The 19,442-nt window shown below is 41.1% G+C and carries 16 protein-coding genes; 7 read left to right on the forward strand and 9 right to left on the reverse strand.

The window, feature by feature from the left end:
* Window positions 1–73 precede the first annotated feature (73 nt).
* Window positions 74–607, reverse strand: coding sequence for an endonuclease SmrB (gene smrB / locus ICJ55_RS09000; protein ID WP_188157724.1), 534 nt, complete (start codon window positions 605–607; stop codon window positions 74–76).
* 104 nt (window positions 608–711) lie between these two features.
* Here smrB and prmB point away from each other — a divergent pair, with 104 nt between their 5' ends.
* Window positions 712–1,656 (forward strand): 50S ribosomal protein L3 N(5)-glutamine methyltransferase, encoded by a 945-nt coding sequence (gene prmB / locus ICJ55_RS09005; RefSeq protein ID WP_188156497.1) that lies wholly within the window; start codon window positions 712–714, stop codon window positions 1,654–1,656.
* 40 nt (window positions 1,657–1,696) lie between these two features.
* On the opposite strand, the gene murQ is transcribed toward prmB, so the two are convergent.
* From murQ to hemW, 6 genes are all read right to left on the reverse strand, one after another.
* Window positions 1,697–2,611 carry an N-acetylmuramic acid 6-phosphate etherase gene (gene murQ / locus ICJ55_RS09010; RefSeq protein WP_188156498.1) on the reverse strand — a complete coding sequence of 305 codons (915 nt, stop codon included), beginning with the start codon at window positions 2,609–2,611 and terminating at the stop codon, window positions 1,697–1,699.
* An 8-nt stretch (window positions 2,612–2,619) separates the two neighbouring features.
* Entirely contained in the window at window positions 2,620–3,732 is a 1,113-nt protein-coding gene (locus tag ICJ55_RS09015) for an anhydro-N-acetylmuramic acid kinase (RefSeq protein ID WP_188156499.1), read from the reverse strand.
* Window positions 3,729–4,568, reverse strand: coding sequence for an NADPH-dependent 7-cyano-7-deazaguanine reductase QueF (queF, locus tag ICJ55_RS09020; RefSeq protein WP_188156500.1), 840 nt, complete (start codon window positions 4,566–4,568; stop codon window positions 3,729–3,731). Before queF ends, ICJ55_RS09015 begins: the two co-directional genes overlap by 4 nt.
* Window positions 4,569–4,576: 8 nt before the next feature.
* Window positions 4,577–5,125 (reverse strand): D-glycero-beta-D-manno-heptose 1,7-bisphosphate 7-phosphatase, encoded by a 549-nt coding sequence (gene gmhB / locus ICJ55_RS09025; protein ID WP_188156501.1) that lies wholly within the window; start codon window positions 5,123–5,125, stop codon window positions 4,577–4,579.
* A complete protein-coding gene (bcp, locus tag ICJ55_RS09030; protein ID WP_188157725.1) occupies window positions 5,125–5,592 on the reverse strand; it encodes a thioredoxin-dependent thiol peroxidase in 468 nt (155 codons plus the stop codon). Before bcp ends, gmhB begins: the two co-directional genes overlap by 1 nt.
* Window positions 5,593–5,665: 73 nt before the next feature.
* On the reverse strand, window positions 5,666–6,823 hold the full coding sequence (gene hemW, locus ICJ55_RS09035; RefSeq protein ID WP_188156502.1) for a radical SAM family heme chaperone HemW: 1,158 nt from the start codon (window positions 6,821–6,823) through the stop codon (window positions 5,666–5,668).
* 226 nt (window positions 6,824–7,049) lie between these two features.
* Here hemW and ICJ55_RS09040 point away from each other — a divergent pair, with 226 nt between their 5' ends.
* From ICJ55_RS09040 to nhaC, 6 genes are all read left to right on the forward strand, one after another.
* A complete protein-coding gene (locus ICJ55_RS09040) occupies window positions 7,050–8,648 on the forward strand; it encodes an ABC transporter substrate-binding protein (protein ID WP_025236238.1) in 1,599 nt (532 codons plus the stop codon).
* A 206-nt stretch (window positions 8,649–8,854) separates the two neighbouring features.
* Window positions 8,855–9,808, forward strand: coding sequence for an ABC transporter permease (locus ICJ55_RS09045; protein ID WP_025236239.1), 954 nt, complete (start codon window positions 8,855–8,857; stop codon window positions 9,806–9,808).
* Window positions 9,808–11,781, forward strand: coding sequence for a dipeptide/oligopeptide/nickel ABC transporter permease/ATP-binding protein (locus tag ICJ55_RS09050; RefSeq protein ID WP_188156503.1), 1,974 nt, complete (start codon window positions 9,808–9,810; stop codon window positions 11,779–11,781). Before ICJ55_RS09045 ends, ICJ55_RS09050 begins: the two co-directional genes overlap by 1 nt.
* A complete protein-coding gene (locus ICJ55_RS09055; RefSeq protein WP_188156504.1) occupies window positions 11,778–12,584 on the forward strand; it encodes an ABC transporter ATP-binding protein in 807 nt (268 codons plus the stop codon). Before ICJ55_RS09050 ends, ICJ55_RS09055 begins: the two co-directional genes overlap by 4 nt.
* 57 nt (window positions 12,585–12,641) lie before the next feature.
* Window positions 12,642–14,234: an FAD-binding protein gene (locus ICJ55_RS09060; RefSeq protein WP_188157726.1), complete on the forward strand. Its 1,593-nt coding sequence runs from the start codon at window positions 12,642–12,644 to the stop codon at window positions 14,232–14,234.
* A gap of 47 nt (window positions 14,235–14,281) precedes the next feature.
* Window positions 14,282–15,664, forward strand: coding sequence for a Na+/H+ antiporter NhaC (gene nhaC / locus ICJ55_RS09065; RefSeq protein ID WP_188156505.1), 1,383 nt, complete (start codon window positions 14,282–14,284; stop codon window positions 15,662–15,664).
* 54 nt (window positions 15,665–15,718) lie between these two features.
* On the opposite strand, the gene ispC is transcribed toward nhaC, so the two are convergent.
* The gene (gene ispC, locus ICJ55_RS09070; RefSeq protein ID WP_188156506.1) at window positions 15,719–16,909 is read right to left on the reverse strand and encodes a 1-deoxy-D-xylulose-5-phosphate reductoisomerase; all 1,191 of its coding nucleotides are present in this window, start codon (window positions 16,907–16,909) and stop codon (window positions 15,719–15,721) included.
* A gap of 103 nt (window positions 16,910–17,012) precedes the next feature.
* On the reverse strand, window positions 17,013–19,211 hold the full coding sequence (relA, locus tag ICJ55_RS09075; RefSeq protein ID WP_188156507.1) for a GTP diphosphokinase: 2,199 nt from the start codon (window positions 19,209–19,211) through the stop codon (window positions 17,013–17,015).
* Window positions 19,212–19,442: the final 231 nt, after the last annotated feature.

Here is a 19,442-nt window from a genome sequence, read left to right on the forward strand (position 1 = left end):
GGCTAAATCTTACTAACTCTCAAAAGCCATAGGGGCAAATTGACAATCTGCCCCTACCACTTTATAAGAAAAATCACCTTCCAAACATCTTTTCCGGATTTTCAGGCTGTTCCACCAAAATTAAAATCGAGGCATCACCGCCCCATTCTTTTGGAGCTTGGTGCAATGCCATAATTTTGGGGTGTTGTACAAGCCAACGAGGAATTTGATCTTTCAATGTGCGAGTGCCAAAACCTGTCATAATGCTGGCACAATAAACTTTCTCTCGCTCGCAAGCCAAAATCAACGCAGCTAACTCTTTTTTCGCTTTTTCTCGGCTTAAACCGTGTAAATCTAAAAACAGTTCCGGCTGAAAATCACCTCGTCTGAGTTGCTTTAAAATGTAAGGATCAACATCTTCTCGCAGATATTTCACTTTTTCATTTTCTTCTTTGAGCAACGGTTCGTATTCATCGGAAAAATAGAACTCAATATCCGCTTTTTCTTTTAGCTCTCGCAGTTCCTGTAATTTTTTACGAGGTTCTGATTTGGGTACATAAGTATTTTGTGTTATTTTTTTCGTGCCTTTAGCCGCTTCTCTAAATAATGCAAATTCGTCTTCTAACATATTCTCTGACATAATCTTTTCCTTCTCTATAATTTTTACATTCTAACACAAAGCAAAATATGGTATAAAACAGCAATTCTATAATTATGCAAAAGGCACTAAAAATGTTTAAATATAATATCGAACTTCTTGATGAAATTGCAGCCCTGCCCGTTGTGAATGATTTAGCCACCATTCAAGATATGATGCGTTGGGCGTATAGCTATTTCAATGCTTCCGATCTTTACTACGGGCACGGTTATGACAACGCGTGGGACGAAGCCCAACAATTAGTATTAGCCGGGCTTTATCTGCCTTTTGATGTGCCGGAAGCACTTTACTCTTCCCGATTAACACGAGCGGAAAAAGAACGTGTTATCCATTTAATTTGCGAGCGTTTAGGTTCTCGTAAACCTGTGGCTTATTTAACTCATTCGGCTTGGTTCTGTGGAAGTGAATATTATGTAGACGAGCGTGTCATTGTGCCACGCTCCCCAATCGGTGAGCTGATTAAAAAGGGCTTTAAAGGCATTATTAAGAACGAACCTCGCCGTATTTTAGATATGTGCACCGGCAGCGGTTGCATTGCAATTGCTTGTGCAGAACGTTTTCCTGATGCGGAAGTCGATGCAGTAGATTTATCGCTTGATGCGTTGGATGTAGCTCAAATCAATATTGAGCGTCACCAAGTTTCGCACCGAGTTTTCCCGATTAGCTCAGATTTATTTAATGATATTCCACAAGATAAATATGATTTGATTGTGACCAACCCACCTTATGTGGATGCCGAAGACTTAGGTGATATGCCGGAAGAATTTCATCACGAGCCTGAATTGGCATTAGGCTCCGGAGAAGATGGATTAGATTTAACCAAACGTATTCTCGCAGAAGCAGCAGATTATCTAAACGATAACGGCGTTTTGGTATGTGAAGTAGGCAACAGTATGGTACATTTAATCGAACAATTCCCAACTGTACCGTTTAACTGGCTTGAATTTGAACACGGCGGATTAGGCGTGTTTAGTTTAACGAAAGAAGAATTAGTGAAACACCGCAATTTATTTGTTTAATGTTTTCTTACCTGTAGGGACGCTGTGTGCGTCCCTACTTTTAGACTTGTAGTGCTTGTTGCAATCTGCCTTGATTTTGTGCCAATAACACCTCAGCGGCTTGCTTATCCAATCCCCCTAAAATCATCATAATCGCCAATTTGGCGTTATTTTCTGCTACTTTTAGCGTACTTTCAGCCAATTCTTGCTCACATTCAGTCGCTTGCATAACAATACGGATAGCTCGGGCTTTTAATTTTTCATTAGTAGCTTGCACGTCCACCATTAAATTTTGGTAACATTTGCCGATCAAAATCATAGAGGTTGTTGTCAGCATATTCAGCACCAATTTCTGTGCAGTACCTGATTTCATACGGCTTGAGCCTGTTAGCACTTCCGCCCCTACAACCGTATCAATCGCAATATCCGCAATTTGTGCCATCGCCGAATGAGGGTTGCTGGCAATCGAAACTGTTGTTGCACCAAGTGAATTAGCATATTCCATTGCTCCTAGTACATACGGTGTTCTGCCACTTGCTGCAATACCGACTAATACATCTTTTTGCGAAAAATTGACCGCTTGTAAGTCTAGTTTGCCTTGCACTCGGTTATCTTCAGCACCTTCGATCGGGAAACGTAAAGCCCTCTCACCACCGGCAATTAAGCCCACGACCATTTCAGGTTTGACACCATAGGTTGGAGGGCATTCTGAAGCATCTAGTACACCTAAACGCCCGCTCGTTCCAGCTCCCACATAAACCAATCGTCCACCTTGCTGAAAGGCAACCACGATTTTTTCTACTGCTAAAGCAATTTGCGGTAAGCATTTTTCTACTGCAATAGGCACTTGCTTGTCTTCATTATTGATAATCTGCACAATCTCTAATGCAGAAAGTTCATCAATATTCATTGAGTTTGGATTACGCTGCTCTGTGATCATCTGCCCTAAGGCATTGAGTAAATTCTTTTCTGTCATTTTTCTCGTTATTCCGCCGGGTAAATCACCCCTAAACTTGCCGATTTTTTTGCCCCTGTTACACTTGGCATATTACTTGGTAAACTATGCATTCGTTGATAAGCCAGCCAAGCAAATGCTGCAGCTTCGACATAATCAATATCCAAGCCAAACTCGGTTGTCGTTGCCACTCGCCAATTTGGCAAAAGTGAGGATAATCTTTCCATTAATAATGGATTTCTTGTACCTCCGCCACAAACGAGGAGTAAACTAGGTAAATCACTCTCTAATTTCGCTAATTCATTGGCAATGCTCTGAGCAGTAAATTCTGCCAAAGTACGTTGCACATCTTCAGACTTGCAAGCGGTGAAATTTTCTAATTTTTTTGCAAGCCAGCTCAAGTTAAATAGCTCTCGCCCTGTGCTTTTTGGCGGAGCTTTAGCAAAAAACGGCTCGTTTAATAATTCCGCCAATAAATCTTGATTTACTTCACCAGACATCGCCCATTGTGCATTTTTATCATAACGCTTGCCTTGATGTTGCTCGATCCAACTATCCATCAAGGTATTGCCCGCCCCCACATCGTAACCGATGGTTGGATGGTTAGGTTGCAATACGGAAATATTACTGATACCGCCAATATTCAACACAACCGTTAAGCGGTTAGTCTCGCTAAAAATTGCTTGATGAAAAGCCGGCACAAGCGGAGCCCCCTGACCGCCAACTGCCATATCTTTTCGGCGGAAATCAGCAATCGTGGTAATACCTGTTTTGGCAGCCACTAAATTCATATCGCCAATTTGGGTCGTAAACGGATAAATCGAATTCGGCGAATGCCATACAGTCTGCCCGTGGCAACCTATGGCTGTAATCTCTTCCGCTTTAAGCTGATTTTTCGCTAAAAAAGCATTAATGCTATCGGCATACAACAAGCCCAAACAGTGATCGATCTCGCCTAGCTTCTGCAGGCTTGTTTCGCCTGTTTTCAGCAAGGCAGAAATATCTGAACGTAAATCTTCAGGCATTGGGGTGAAATCGCAAGCGGTCATTTTGGGCGGATTTTTTGCAAAATCTAATAAGGCGATATCCACGCCATCAAGGCTGGTGCCGGACATTACGCCGATATAGTAATCTTTCATCATTGCCTTGCCATTCTTAAGTTTTCAGGCACGTCTTCAAAATTTGATCTGAACGGATTAATATCTAATCCGCCTCGTCTGGTGTAGCGTGCGTAAACGGTTAATTTTTCAGGTTGGGCAAATTGCATGAGATCACAGAAAATTCGTTCTACGCATTGTTCGTGAAATTCGTTGTGTTCACGGAAAGAAACGAGATAACGTAACAGCTTTTCACGATCTAATTTCTTGCCTTGATAACGAATTTGCACACTGCCCCAGTCCGGCTGAGAAGTGATTAAGCAGTTGGATTTCAGCAAATGGCTAACTAATGTTTCTTCTACCACCTCGCCACTTGCCACATTTTCCAAATAATGGGTAGAAAAAGCATAGCTATCGATTTGAATATCTTGCTCATCAATACATTCGCCTGCAAAATCCACAATCGGCTGTTGGGTGTAATGGTCTAATTTGTAAATTTTTACTGAAACTTGACCGCTTGCACAGTTTGAGAGATCAGTTTGGATCGTCTTTTCAACCTCTTCCATTGAGCTGAATTTCGTCTGATTAAAGCTGTTTAAATAGAGCTTAAAACTTTTCGATTCAATCAGATTTTCACTTTGGAAATCCACCGCCACATCTGCTATCGCCACTTGTGGTAAGCCGTTTTGATTCAGCCACGAGAGTTCGTAGCAGGTCCAAATATCTGCACCCTGGTTAAATGGCTGGCTTTCAGTAATACCTAAACCGTCACGGTTAAGTTTGCGTGGCACCGCTTGCAGTAAAGTCGGATCGTATTCGCTTTTATATTCTGTTTTTTGCCCGAGTTTGAGGGCGGAAAGAGATTTGTCGTTGTAATTCATTTTATTTTTTACTTAATATATCTCACTAAATCAACAAGGCTGTCTAGTACTAAATCAGCTTTAGCTTCACCCTCTGCGGTTACTTGTTTGCCTGTTCTTACTAATACTTTGATTTTCACACCTGCGTTCTCAGCAGCAAGGAGATCTTCTAATTTATCGCCCACCATATAAGATTGAGCAGGGTCGATGTTTAAATCTTTAATCGCTTGGGTAAACATTCCTGCTTTGGGCTTACGGCAATCGCAATCTTCACGGTACTCGCCTTTGCCTTCGGGGTGATGCGGACAGTAATAAATGCCGTCTAACACCACGCCATAATCTTCATCAAGCGACCAATCCATCCACTCGGTTAATTGCATAAATTGATCTTCGCTGAAATAACCTCGAGCGATGCCCGATTGGTTAGTAACTAACACCAACAGATAGCCCTTGTCTTGCAACTGCTTGAGCGTTTTTCCCACACCTTCAATAAACTGAAAATCATCAATTTTATGCACATAACCGTGGTCAATATTAAGCGTGCCATCACGGTCTAAAAAAATCGCTTTTTTGCCCATTAGTGCCCCCGCACATAATCCACGATCATTTGGTGATGCTCGCTTGTTTTGAATTTATCAAACACCTGCTCAATCACGCCTTGTTCATTGATTAAAAAGCTAATGCGGTGAATCCCATCATAGGTTTTGCCTAAAAACTTTTTCTCGCCCCATACACCAAAAGCCTCTGCCACTTGGTGGTCTGGGTCTGATAACAAAGTGAAATTAAGCTCTTTTTTCTCGACAAATTGAGCCAGTTTTTTCGGTAGATCAGGACTAATTCCAAGCACGACTACGTTGAGTTCATCAAGTTCTGATTTACTATCACGCAACCCACACGCCTGTGTAGTACAACCCGGAGTTAAGGCTTTCGGGTAAAAATAAACTAGCACTTTTTTGCCTGTAAATTGGGAAAGTGAAACCGCTTCATCAGCCTGATTTTGAAGGGTAAATTGAGGAGCTTTATCGCCAACTTTTAAGATATTCATTTGTAATTTTTCCATAAAAAATAACCGCTTGTATTCTACTACAAGCGGTCGATTCTGGGTATTTTTTTGCAAATTATTCTAAAAATCCTTCCAGCAATTCATTTAAAAAGAGCTTGCCGTGTTGAGTAATTTGCCAATGGGTCGGGGTTTCGGAAATATAATTTTGGCTTAACGCCCAATCCATTGTTGGTCGGACGATTTCCCGATCTAATCCTGTAAACCATTCAAACTCTTGTTTTGGCGTGGCTTCAAGCAATCTAAAGCGGTTCATAAAAAACTCAAACGGGCGATCTTCTAGCTCAATCAAATCTTGGCTATAACGATACTCTCCTCGCATATAACCTTTTGGGTGTTTGGTTTTGCTAAAGCGGTAAATTTCGCCTGTTGGGTAAGAAATTTTACCGTGAGCCCCACAGCCTATTGCCAAATAATCGCCAAACCGCCAGTAATTGAGATTATGGCGACACTGGTAGCCTTTTTTTGCATAGGCGGAAGTTTCGTATTGCTCATAGCCTGCCGCCGTTAAAAGTTGGTGTCCTTGCTCGAAAATATCCCATAATTCATCATCATCGGGCAAGGTTGGCTTGCGGTAGTAAAACATTGTATTTGGCTCAATGGTGAGCTGATACCACGATAAATGCGGTGGATTGAGCGAAATGCCGGTTTCTAAATCCGCCAAGGCTTGCTTGACCGATTGATTCGGCAAACCGTGCATTAAATCAATATTGAAACTTTGCAAGCCCGATTTTGCAGAATTTTGAGCAAATTTGACCGCTTGTTTTGCCTCGTCAGCATCGTGAATTCTCCCCAGTTTTAGTAGCTTTTCCGGCTCAAAACTTTGAATACCCATTGAAATACGGGTAACGCCTCCTTGGGCATAGCCGATAAATCGCTCTACCTCAGCTGTTCCCGGGTTAGCTTCCAACGTAATTTCAATATTCGGCTCAAAAGGAATTCGCTTTTCTACTTCTTTGAGTAAATAAGCAATGCCTTCTGCCGAAAACAGGCTTGGCGTACCGCCGCCAATAAAAATGGAGTGTAATTTACGATCACCGATTGCTGCTTGGTAAGCGGTTAAATCTTGAGATAAATCTGCAAGTAGGTGGTCGATATACTCTTGTTCAGGAATAATCCCCTTTTGAGCGTGTGAGTTAAAATCACAATAGGGGCATTTTTGCACACACCAAGGGATATGGATATAAAGGCTTAAAGGAGGTAAAATCAGTTGCACTGTGAATATTTCGTATCGTTTTTAAAAGTGTTAGATGATAACGAAAAGCAGGCAAGCTGGGAAGCAAAGATTTTTTCGTGAACTAGATCACAAATTCAAAAATTACCGCTTTACCACTTTGTTGTTAATGATATGATGGTTTCGTTTCAAAAAATTAATATGTTTTGATAAATTCACTTCATATTAAAAACCAACTATCCAATATAGCGACCTTAAGGAGCTTACTATGACAAAACATTTTGAACACAACGAATCTCGTCGTGGTTTTATGAAATTGATGGCTGGTGTGGGTGCAGGTTTTGCATTCAGTAGTACATTAGGCACATTCTCAGCACCGGCAGCAGCGGCAACAGCTCCTGCAAAAGGCTCTGTGATTGAAGCGGGTATTTCTTACTCTCTTTCCACAGGGTTCGATCCCTTGCGTACCACCGGTGCAACACCAATGGCGGCAAACCTGCATATTTTTGAAGGACTCGTGGACTTACACCCAGCCACTCGCGAGCCATACTTAGGTTTAGCAGCAAAAATGCCAGAAAAATTAGACGATGTAACCTACCGTGTAACACTGCGTGATGGTGCGGTATTCCACGATGGTAAACCGGTTACAAGTGCGGATGTTGTTTTCTCTTTTGAGCGTGTATTAAACCCGGAGAACAAATCTCTATTCGCAGGTTTCGTACCATTTATTGAAAGTGTGAAAGCAGTTGATGACAAAGTAATTGAATTCAAACTTAAATACCCGTTTGCGTTATTTACCGAACGTTTAACTATCATCAGAATTGTACCAAAACACGTTGTTGAAGCTGTAGGCGAAAGTGCATTTGATGCTACCCCGGTAGGTTCAGGTCCATATAAATTCGTGTCTGCGGTAAAAGATGACAAGATCGTCTTTGAAGCAAACACCGCTTATAACGGTATTTACCCACCAAAAGCAGAGAAAATGATTTGGTCACTCTTATCAGATGATGCAGCTCGCGTAACTGCACAAGAGTCTAAACGTGTTCAAGCTATTGAATCTGTGCCATATCTTGATATTCAACGCTTAAAATCAAAAAGACAATCTGTTGAATCTGTTCAGTCATTCGGCTTACTATTCTTAATGTTTAACTGTGCTGAAGCTCCATTTAACAATGTTAAAGTGCGTCAAGCATTCCACTATGCATTAGATACACAAAAAATGATTGATGTGGTGTTCTTAGGAAATGCTCGTGCAGCAACATCTTACTTACAAGAAACTCACCCTGACTATGTGAAAGCATCAACTCAGTATGATTTCGATAAAGAAAAAGCAGCGGCATTACTCAAAGAAGCCGGTGTAGATAAACTAGAGTTTGAGTTACTGGCAACAGATACTTCTTGGGTTAAAGAATGTGCACCATTAATTCTTGAATCTTGGAATGCAATTCCGGGTGTGAAAGTAACTTTACGCCACTTACAATCTAGTGCGTTATACGGTGAATTTATCGCATCAGGTAACTTCAAAGTTGTTGTAGCACCGGGCGACCCTTCTGTATTCGGTAATGACGTTGACTTATTATTAAGTTGGTTCTATCGTGGTGACGGTTGGGCGAAAAACCGCTATCGTTGGTCTGATACACCAGAGTACGCAGAAGTGCAAAAACTCTTGGATGCTGCAGTTGCTGCGAAATCTCATAGTGATGCAAAAGCTGAATGGTCTAAAGTGTTCAACATTATCGCTGAACAAGTTCCGCTCTACCCACTAATCCATCGTAAATTACCAACTGCGTGGGATGATAAAGCATTAACTGACTTCCAACCATTACCAACTACAGGTATGTCATTCTTAGGTGTTGGACGCAAATAAGCCTTGATACACGGCTAAACAAGCGGTCGGTTTTTTAGGAAAATTTTGCAAAAAATCGACTGAAACCGACCGCTTGCAACTTTCGATTTATTCCCAAGTTTTCCGTGTTTTCTATATAGCATAGAGTGCGTTTTACGCACTATTACAAATCAACCAAGTGTATTCGCACTCGACCTTCCACTAATGTTTTATAGTCGGAGATAAAAATGGAAATTGTACTTCGCCTGTTATTCCGCCGTTTATTGGCATTGCCTATTATGATCCTCGGGGTAACAGCATTAGTTTTTATTATTTTGCAATTCACGCCGGGTGATGCCGCAACGGTTGCATTAGGTGATGCAGCCAGTGATGAGGCTAAACATTTATGGCGTGAGCAACGTGGGTTAAATGATCCATTATTGGTTCAATACTTCCGTTTTCTCGGAAACCTTCTCGTATTAGATTTAGGGGTAACTACGCCACCTGAATTACCGATTTCATCAATGATTGCTAAAGCCTTCCCAATTACATTGCAATTAACTTTTATCGGTGTAATTTTAGCAGCAATCATCTCATTCACATTAGGGGTATTTGCAGCACTTCATCGTGATCGTTTGGCAGACCAAATTATTCGTCTGTTCTCGGTTGCTGCGGTTGCAACACCGTCTTTCTGGCTCGGTATTTTATTAATTCAATACTTCTCACTTGAACTGGATTGGTTACCGTCCGGTGGTTATGTGCCATTTAGTGAAAGTCCGAAAGAGTGGGCTATCTCAATGATTCTGCCATCACTTGCATTGGCTATTCCGGTTTGTGCATCACTTATCCGTGTAGTACGTACAGCAATGGTTGAAGAAATGGACAAAGACTATGTACGTACAGCAATTGGTAACGGCGTACCATATTCAACTGTTATTCGCCGTAATGTATTGCGTAATGCGTTAATTACACCGGTAACAGTTCTCGGCTTACGTGTCGGTTACTTACTCGGTGGTGCGGTCGTTATCGAACAGATTTTCGACTTACCGGGAATGGGTAAATTAATTTTCAACGGTATTACCAATGTAGACTTAAACTTAGTGCAAGGCGTGGTACTAACGATTGCATTAACTTTCGTATTAGTGAACATCATCGTTGATATTCTTTATCTGATTATTAACCCTAAAATTCGGAGTCTATAATGTTTCGTCAAGGATTAGCAGACAGACTTGCTTCTGGCGGGGCAAGATTCAAAGCATTATCAACCGCCTCCAAAATTGCCTTAATCTTCTTGATTTTTATGGCTCTTGTGGCAATTTTCGCACCATTGGTTGCACCTTATGATCCACTACAAACCCTACGCCCTGTGCAAGCTCCGGGTTCAGAATATTGGTTCGGTACAGACCGTTTAGGACGTGATATTTTCTCTCGAATCGTTTACGGAGCTAGAACCTCACTCTTTATCGGCTTAGGTGCGGTAGCTTGTGCGATTGTATTTGGTAGTATTTTAGGTGCAACAGCTGCAACGGCTGATAAATTCGGTAACGAAGTGATTATGCGTCTGATGGATATTCTAATGGCATTCCCGGGCATTGCACTTGCTGCTGTATTATTAGCTACTTTCGGTAACTCTTCACCGATTATTATCTTAACAATTGCGATTGTTTACACACCACAGTTAGCTCGTGTGGTACGTGCAAACGTAGTTTCACAATGGGAAGAAGACTACGTGCGTGCTGAGCGTGTAATTGGTGGTAGCCGTACTTATATCTTATTAAAACACGTTGTGCGTAATACCGCAGCACCTGTTTTAGTGTTCGCAACAGTAATGGTTGCTGATGCAATTATTCTTGAAGCATCACTTTCTTTCTTAGGTGCAGGGGTTCAGCCGCCACATCCTTCTTGGGGTAATATCTTATCTGAAGGTCGTAATTTAGTATTAAGCGGCTTCTGGTGGGCAACTACCTTCTCAGGTTTATGCGTACTCTTAACGGTATTATCGTTAAATATTCTTTCTGAAGGTTTAACTGATGCGTTAGCAAATCCAAAAACCAAGAAAAGCCCGACAGCAGCGAAAAGCGATGTATCAAAACCGCTTTCAACTGATGTTCAAGAAGCAATGGCTGAAGGTTTAGCATTAAAACGCTACTTACTGAAATTAAATCAAGCAGAAGCAGTGCGTACAGACCGTATGCAACTTAACCCGAATGCAAAACCGATTTTGCAAGTGAAAAACTTATCTATCCGCTTCCCAAATCGTTATGGTGAAACACCATTGGTGGATAACATCAGCTTTACCGTACACGAAGGCGAAACAATGGGCTTAGTAGGTGAATCAGGTTGTGGTAAATCAATTTCTGCCTTCTCAATTATGGGCTTATTACCAAAAACAGCCAAAATCACCGGGGAAATTCTGTTTACTGACCGTGCAGGTAATCAATACGATTTATTAAAAACAGATAAATTAAATGATCTTCGTGGTCACGAAATCTCGATGATTTATCAAGATGCATTAAGTGCCTTAAACCCATCAATGCGTATTCGTGAGCAAATGGAGCAGTTGATCAGTCGTGGCGGTAAACAATCGGCAGAGACATTACTCAAATGGGTACATCTTGATCCTGAAAAAACACTCAACCGTTACCCACACGAGCTTTCAGGTGGTCAGCGTCAGCGTGTGTTAATTGCAATGGCATTAGCTCGTGAACCAAAACTATTAATTGCGGATGAACCAACCACTGCATTAGACGTAACTGTTCAAGCAGAAGTAATTAAATTGCTTAACGAATTGCGTGAAAAACTCGGCTTTGCAATGGTGTTTGTGAGCCACGATTTAGCCTTGGTTGCTCAAATTGCTCATCACATCACGGTAATGTATGCAGGTCAAGTAGTAGAAGCATCGCCAACCAGCGATTTACTAAAACACCCAACGCACGAATATACACGAGGCTTATTAGGTTCAGTACTTTCAACCGAATGCCGTGCAGAACGCTTATATCAAATTCCGGGCAGTGTGCCTTCTCCGTTTGACTTTGCAGACGGCGACCGTTTCGCCAGCCGCTCATTGCGTCCTGATGCGAATCCGAAACAACAGTTGAAACTTGTTCCAACTGGAGAACACCCACAACACGTTTGGGCATCTCACTTAGAAGAAAATCAGGGAGCTAAACTATGAGTATGAAACCCATTAAAGAGCAGCCGATTATTGAGCTGAAAGATATTGTTGTCGAGTTTCGCTCCCGCGATGGAACACTATTCAACCCGAAAAAATTCCGTGCGGTAAATGGCGTGAGTTTAGATATTCACGCTGGTGAAACAGTCGGCATTGTAGGGCAATCCGGTTGTGGTAAATCAACATTAGCAAGCGTCATCATCGGCTTACAAAAACCAACTTCAGGTACGGTAAAATTCAACGGCTTACAGATGAAATATGGCAGTGCTGAAGCCCGTAAGCAGTTTGGTCGCCAAGTATCAGTTATCTTCCAAGATCCGGCAACCGCCCTTAACCCTCGTATGCGTGTACTGGATATCTTGAAAGATCCGATGGATATCCACAATGTGTTAGAGCCAAGCGAGCGTGAAAAAAGAGTTTACGAACTCTTAAACCGTGTAGGTTTACCTCGCTCTGCTGCCTTAGTTGAGCCAACTCGTTTATCAGGTGGTCAAAAACAGCGTGTGGCAATCGCTCGTGCATTGGCTCTTAATCCAAATTTGATAGTAGCAGATGAGCCGACTTCCGCACTGGATGTATCCGTTCGAGCTCAAGTTCTGAACTTACTTGCCGATCTGAAAAAAGAGTTAAACCTTGCAATGGTGTTTATCTCTCACGATTTGCAAACTGTTCGTCAAGTGTCTGACCGCATTGTGGTAATGAATGGCGGTAAAATCATCGAGCAAGGTGAAGCCTCACAAGTCTTCGATAGCCCACAAGATGAATACACCCGCATTCTGTTAGACGCAGCTCCATCATTATTGTAATTGTACTTTTAGTCCTACAAGCGGTAAAATTTGACGAAAATTTTACCGCTTGTTTTTATTTATATGATCAAAATTACCCAAACAATAGATACAGATTTACTCATTGTCGGCTCTGGCATTGCAGGGCTTTCTGCGGCTGTTGAGGCAAAGAGCAAAGGCTTAAATCCGTTACTGATTGGCAAATCTACCATTGGTTCCGGTGCAAGTTATTTTCCCCTGAAAGCAACCTTAGGCATTCAGGTTACAGGTGATGAAAATGATCAAGCCCTTTTTAGAGAAGATATTGAACATATCGGCAAAGGCAAAATCAACCCTAATGTAGTACAGGCTTATATTGAAGATTCACCTAAAGCCATTGAGTTATTAGATCGCATTGGTTTTAAGGCTTGGAAGCGGAACGACAACCGTCCGGCTTGCTTTGCTAAATATGCTCGCCCGATTTATTTAATTAAAGATTGGCGAGAGGCTGCCCTACAAGCAAAACAAATTTTACAAGAGCAGCAGATTTCTTTCTATGAAAATGCTACCCTTTTACATATTGTAACAGACAATAATCAAGTACAAGGGACGGTATTTTCAGTCGTTACAAGCGGTCAAATTTCTTATATTTTTTGCAAAACCAATCACATCATTTTAGCTGCAGGTGGGATTGCCGGGCTTTATAAAGATAACCTCTACCCTGCTGATGTAATAGGCTCGCTCCATTCTGTTGCGAAGCAAGCCGGAGCGACTTTAGTCAATCTTGCATTTATCCAATTCATTCCTGCTTTTGTCGAACCAAAATATAAAGTCTTATTTGGCGAACATACGTTGAAATATGTAACAGAAATTACTGATGCTCAAGGCAATAATTTATTCCCTCATTTAAGCCAAACGCAATTTAGCAAGATGATGCTTGAACGAAGCCACTATGCTCCGTTCAGCTTGGATTTTGAGTGTGTGGAATTTGACTTAGTGATGATGAAGTATTTACTGGAAAATCCCAATGGAAAAGGTATTTATCTCAAATACAGCCCGAAACTCTATGAAGACACGGAAGAATTTTACACCGTTTATTTGAATTGGCTGAAAAATGAAGTGGGAATTGATTTAGTCAAAGATAGCATTGCGATTAAACCTTTTGCTCACAGCTGCAACGGTGGCATTCAAATTAATGAGTGGGGAGAAAGTGCAGTGAAAGGCTTATTTGCGATTGGCGAAATTGCTCATTGCATTGAGGGAGCAAACCGTATGGGCGGAAATTCTGTCGGCGGTGGTTTGGTGTTTGCCAAACGTGCGGTAGCAGAAATTACCCGTTCGCTAAAACAGGGTAATTTACAAAAAAATACCGAAATTTCACCGCTTGCAATGGCAGAACAAGCATTAAATCAGCTTGCTAACTCAAATGCTAATCTGGAACTAACCGCGAGCCAAGTGCTTTCCACTATTCGAGAGAAAATGGCGTTATATGCGAATGTTTACCGCACTCGAAGCAATCTTCAACTTCTACTCAATGAATTAAATTGTTTGGAACAACAATTCGACCCAATTTATCACGCTCCATATCAAGGCATTGAGGTTTACAATGCACTAAAAACAGCTCAATTAGTGGTAAAAAATATGCTCAATGAGAAGAGTTTGGGAGCACACTACTTAGATGAACAAAATTAGTCTATAATGGCTCACTTTCATAAAGAATAATAAATATAGGAGTATAAATGAATAACTACCTACTTAAATTAAAACCGATGACTGCTATCATACTTTCACTTTTAACAGTCTTTATCTTAGGTTTTACGATGATTGGGCTTGGCTGGGTGCCACAAATTTCGATTTTGGCGGTTATTGTCATTCTGTTACTTTTCGGATTGCTCAATAAAATTCCGTTTAAAAATATGCAAGAAGGTATGGCAAATGGGCTGATGTCCGGTATCGGTGCAGTTTACTTGTTCTTTTTTATCGGATTATTAGTTTCCGCATTGATGATGTCTGGGGCAATTCCTACCTTAATGTATTATGGTCTAAGTGTTATTTCACCCGAGTTATTTTACATCTCTGCTTTTGCCTTAAGTTCTGTGGTAGGTATTGCTTTAGGCAGTAGCTTAACCACAACTGCCACTATCGGTGTTGCCTTTATTGGTATGGCTTCAGCATTTGGGGCTAATCCTGCCATTGTAGCGGGTGCGGTTGTTTCTGGAGCATTTTTTGGTGATAAAACATCCCCACTTTCAGACACTACCACCATTGCTGCTTCTGTTGTAGGTATTGATATGTTTGCCCATATCCGCAATATGCTTTATACCACTATTCCGGCGTGGATTTTAACGGCATTACTACTTTGGTTTTTAACCGAACCTGCCGATGCACAAAACTTAGCAAATATTGAAAGTTTAAAAACTAATTTACAAGAAACAGGGTTAATACACGGCTACTCTTTGTTACCTTTTGTTACTTTAATTTTAATGGCTATTAAGCGTGTTAATTCCATTTATATTATTGTTACTACGGTAACGCTCTCCCTGATTATTACCTATATTCACAGTTCGCCTACCCTTGAACAATTAGGCAATTATTTCTTTACTGGTTATAAACCTGTTGAAGGTGTAGATTTAGGCGAAGTAGCATCATTAGTCTCTCGTGGCGGAATTAATAGTATGTTCTTTACGATTACTATTGTGTTATTAGCCTTAAGTTTAGGTGGCTTATTACAAATTTTAGGTATTTTACCTGCTCTACTGAAAGGGATTAGTGGCTTCTTAACCAACACCGGGCGTGTTACTTTTGTGGTGGCAAGTACCGCAGTTGGTATTAACGTCTTGATCGGCGAGCAATATTTAAGTTTATTATTATCAGGAAATACCTTCCGTTCAACTTACGAGCGTTTAGGTTTAGATCTTAAAAATTTATCTCGCACTATTGAAGATGCCGGTACGGTAATCAACCCATTAGTGCCTTGGAGTGTGTGTGGTGTGTTTATCAGCAGTGTCCTCAATGTACCGGTATTAGACTATTTACCTTATGCATTCTTTTGTTATCTCTGCTTAATCCTCACCTTAATTTTTGGATTTACAGGGGTAACTATTAGTAAAAAAGCAAACTAAAATGTAAAACTAAGCGATAAAAAAATGCCTACAAATTTGTAGGCATTTTTCTAATTAGAGTTGGAGAACCGCTTGTTTTGCTAATTCTCTGGCGAGCTTATCAATATGCAATACATCTGCAATTTCTTTCACTTGGATTGGAGCAATATTTTCCACCACGGTGCGGTTTACATTTACAATATCGGTAAAACGAATTTGCTCGTTTAAAAAGGCTTCAACCGCAATTTCATTGGCGGCATTCATTGCTGTTGTGGCATACTGCCCCTCGGCAAAAGCCTCAATCGCTAATTTTAAGTTCGGATAACGAGCAAAATCCGGCTCAATAAAAGTCAGCTCTTTTAGTTTAAAGAAATCCAACGGCGGCACACCGGCGTGAATACGATTTGGGTATGCCATTGTATGTGCAATCGGCGTACACATATCCGGATTTCCCATTTGAGCAATGACTGAACCGTCAATATAACGCACCATTGAGTGAATAATGGATTGTGGGTGGATAATAATTTCCACCTCATCGGCACTCGCATTAAATAACCAACGAGCCTCAATATATTCCAAGCCTTTGTTCATCATCGTAGCAGAATCGACCGAGATCTTTTTCCCCATCGACCAATTCGGGTGAGCTACTGCTTGAGCAGGTGTAATCTCATCAAATTCATTTAATGGCTTAGTACGGAACGGACCACCCGAGCCTGTTAAAATAATTTTACTTACGCCTAATTCCGCAAGCGGACAAAACCCCACTTTTTCTTGAGCTTCCGGCGGTAGCGATTGGAAAATCGCATTGTGTTCACTATCTACAGGAAGTAATTTCGCACCGGATTTGCGAGCTTCATCAATAAAAATCTGCCCACAAGTAACCAATGATTCTTTGTTTGCCAATAACACTTTCTTACCTGCTTTCACTGCAGAAAGCGTTGGTAATAAACCGGCTGCTCCCACAATTGCTGCCATTACCATATCCACATCAGCGTGAGCACAAAGATCACAAATCGCTTTCTGCCCTGCTAATACTTCGGTTTTTACACCTAAATTCGCCAAAGAGGTTTTCAGTTCTTGAGCTGCTTTTTCATCGTCCATTGCAGCAAAAGTTGGTTGGTATTGTTGGCATTGTTCAACCATTAATGCCACATTTTTTCCGCCTACCAAGGCAAAAATTTCATACAGTCCTTTATTATGCTCAACTACCGATAATGTGCTTTTACCGATTGAACCTGTTGAGCCTAAAATCACTAATTTTTTCATTTTTATATTTAATTCCTAACATCTCGTGTAGGGGAAAATTGCAATTGCCCTACTAATTTTCACGTTATTTGCAAACTTTTTATCAAAAACAACCGCTTGTTAATTAATTTGAAAGCCGTTTTGCCTCAATCACATCATCTAATTGCGATACTCTTGCCAGCAATTTATTTAAGATAGCAACATTATTGAGCTGAATTTCCATATCAATGGTTGCAAGGCTTCGTTTGATGTCAGTTCGGCTGGAAACGCCTAACACGTTTACTTTTTCATTCGCCATAATCGCACTCACATCTCGTAATAAACCGTTGCGGTCATTCGCAATCACACGAATAGTCAAACTCAAGCCTGAAACATAACCTTCGCCCCAATCTGCTTCCACAACACGTTCCGGATTTGCATTTAGCAATTCGTGTAATTGCTCACAATCCGCACGATGGATAGAAATCCCACGCCCTTGCGTGATATAGCCTAAAATGTCATCGCCCGGAATCGGCTGGCAACAACGAGCAATGGAGTGCATTAAATTTCCCACTCCCTCAACAACCACATAACCTTTGCTTGGTTTTGGCTGGTTGTTGTTTTTATTAACCTGTTTGAGCACCGCTTCATCTTCTTGTTCAGCCGTTGGTTTAATTAATTTTGATTGCAAATAGTGCATTAGCTGATGCAGACGAATATCGCCCCCACCAATACCTGCATATAAATCATCAAATTGTTTTAAATTATAGCGAGGCAGTGCGTACTCTTCGATTTGTCTGAGCGTGAAGCCAAATTTATCCATTTCAGCTTCAAGGGCTTCTTTACCAATCGGGATATTCTTTTCACGATCTAATTTTTTAAACCACGCAATAATTTTTGAGCGTGCTTTGCTGGTATTAACGAACCCGGCATTCGGATTGAGCCAATCTCGGCTTGGGTTTGGCTCTTTTTGCGTGATAATTTCGACCTGATCGCCCATCTGTAAATGGTAAGTAAAGGGCACAATTCGTCCCGCTACTTTTGCTCCAATACAACGATGCCCGATTTCGCTATGAATAGCGTAAGCAAAATCCAGCGGTGTGGCTTTTTGTGGTAGATCGATTACCTCACCTCTTGGCGTAAAGACATAAACACGGTCATCAAAAATTTGTGTCCGCATTTCTGCCACCATATCGCCAGAATCGGCAAGATCGTTTTGCCACTCAAGCAATTTCCGTAGCCACACAATTTTTTCTTCGTAGCCTGAACGCCCTGCGGTTGCTCCTTCTTTGTATTTCCAGTGAGCCGCCACGCCAAGCTCCGCATCATCGTGCATTTTTTGGGTGCGAATTTGTACCTCAATAGTTTTATCCCCTTCACCTAAAACAACGGTATGTAGTGATTGATAACCGTTTGGTTTCGGGTTGGCAATATAATCATCAAAATGTTCCGGCAAGTGAGTATATTTGGTATGGATAATACTCAATGCGGTATAGCAATCTTCTAAAGTTGGTACAATCACTCGTACTGCTCGCACATCAAAAAGCTGATTGAATTTCAAACGCTTTTTCTGCATTTTTTTCCAAATGCTGTAGATATGTTTCGGGCGACCATAAATTTGTACATTGTCGATTTCACCCGCTAAACAAGCGGTCAAATCTTCCACAAAATTTGCAATATAGCGTTCACGATCCACACGGCGTTCGCCTAAATCAAACTTCGCAATTTGGGTGTAAGAGACAGGGTGTAAAATGCGGAAACAGTAGTCTTCCAGCTCCCATTTAAGTTGTCCTATGCCTAAGCGGTTGGCAAGTGGTGCATAAACGTGGGAGCATTCTTTGGCAGCCAATACCGTATCTTCCTCCGAGTGATGGCTGCTATCACGCAAATAAGCAATTCGTTCGGCAAGTTTGATAACTACACAACGGAAATCATCCACCATTGCCAGCAGCATACGGCGGATATTGTCGATTTGTAAATCAGACACATTGTGAGCAGAGAGCTGGCGGATATTTTCCATTTCCAGCACGCCTTTCACTAGGTTTTTGATATGATTATTGAAATCTTCTTTTAACTGGACGAGATCGATAATATTGTGTTTCACCAGAGGAAACAGAAGAGCGGCAACCAGACTGTCATCGTCCATATTTAAGCCGTGTAGCACTTCGACCATCTCAATACCATACCACATCAAACTATAATCGGTATCAAGCTTTTCTTGAGCATAATCCCAAGCGTGTTGAATGCGTTCAAATGTAACAGGAGACATATTCAGGCTCGTACACCAGCTTGCTAATTCAAAATTATTTGGATCAAGTTGGTGGGAATAACGAATTGCTACCATAAAGCCTCCTTGTAAATTTTCATCAAAATCAGACCGCTTGTTATCGCTTAATATGGAGTGTAATTATACGTCTAATTTCAGAAAAAATTTACCCTTTTTATAAAAATTTAGCATAGAGCTTACCACTTAAATTACTCCTTAAGAGGTAGTGATCTTGTGATAAATCAAACCTATTAACACAATCATTTGCACGACTTCACGCTCTTGATTAAAATGACTGCGTTTTTATTT

The organism is Mannheimia bovis, assembly GCF_014541205.1.
GTDB classification, from domain to species: domain Bacteria; phylum Pseudomonadota; class Gammaproteobacteria; order Enterobacterales; family Pasteurellaceae; genus Mannheimia; species Mannheimia bovis.

Bases quoted from the DNA above. Each gene is read 5' to 3' on its own strand.
- smrB (WP_188157724.1), bottom strand. From the start codon at position 607: ATGTTAGAAGACGAATTTGCATTATTTAGAGAAGCGGCTAAAGGCACG.
- prmB (WP_188156497.1), top strand. From the start codon at position 712: ATGTTTAAATATAATATCGAACTTCTTGATGAAATTGCAGCCCTGCCC.
- murQ (WP_188156498.1), bottom strand. From the start codon at position 2,611: ATGACAGAAAAGAATTTACTCAATGCCTTAGGGCAGATGATCACAGAG.
- ICJ55_RS09015 (WP_188156499.1), bottom strand. From the start codon at position 3,732: ATGATGAAAGATTACTATATCGGCGTAATGTCCGGCACCAGCCTTGAT.
- queF (WP_188156500.1), bottom strand. From the start codon at position 4,568: ATGAATTACAACGACAAATCTCTTTCCGCCCTCAAACTCGGGCAAAAA.
- gmhB (WP_188156501.1), bottom strand. From the start codon at position 5,125: ATGGGCAAAAAAGCGATTTTTTTAGACCGTGATGGCACGCTTAATATT.
- bcp (WP_188157725.1), bottom strand. From the start codon at position 5,592: ATGAATATCTTAAAAGTTGGCGATAAAGCTCCTCAATTTACCCTTCAA.
- ICJ55_RS09040 (WP_025236238.1), top strand. From the start codon at position 7,050: ATGACAAAACATTTTGAACACAACGAATCTCGTCGTGGTTTTATGAAA.
- ICJ55_RS09045 (WP_025236239.1), top strand. From the start codon at position 8,855: ATGGAAATTGTACTTCGCCTGTTATTCCGCCGTTTATTGGCATTGCCT.
- ICJ55_RS09050 (WP_188156503.1), top strand. From the start codon at position 9,808: ATGTTTCGTCAAGGATTAGCAGACAGACTTGCTTCTGGCGGGGCAAGA.
- ICJ55_RS09055 (WP_188156504.1), top strand. From the start codon at position 11,778: ATGAGTATGAAACCCATTAAAGAGCAGCCGATTATTGAGCTGAAAGAT.
- nhaC (WP_188156505.1), top strand. From the start codon at position 14,282: ATGAATAACTACCTACTTAAATTAAAACCGATGACTGCTATCATACTT.
- ispC (WP_188156506.1), bottom strand. From the start codon at position 16,909: ATGAAAAAATTAGTGATTTTAGGCTCAACAGGTTCAATCGGTAAAAGC.
- relA (WP_188156507.1), bottom strand. From the start codon at position 19,211: ATGGTAGCAATTCGTTATTCCCACCAACTTGATCCAAATAATTTTGAA.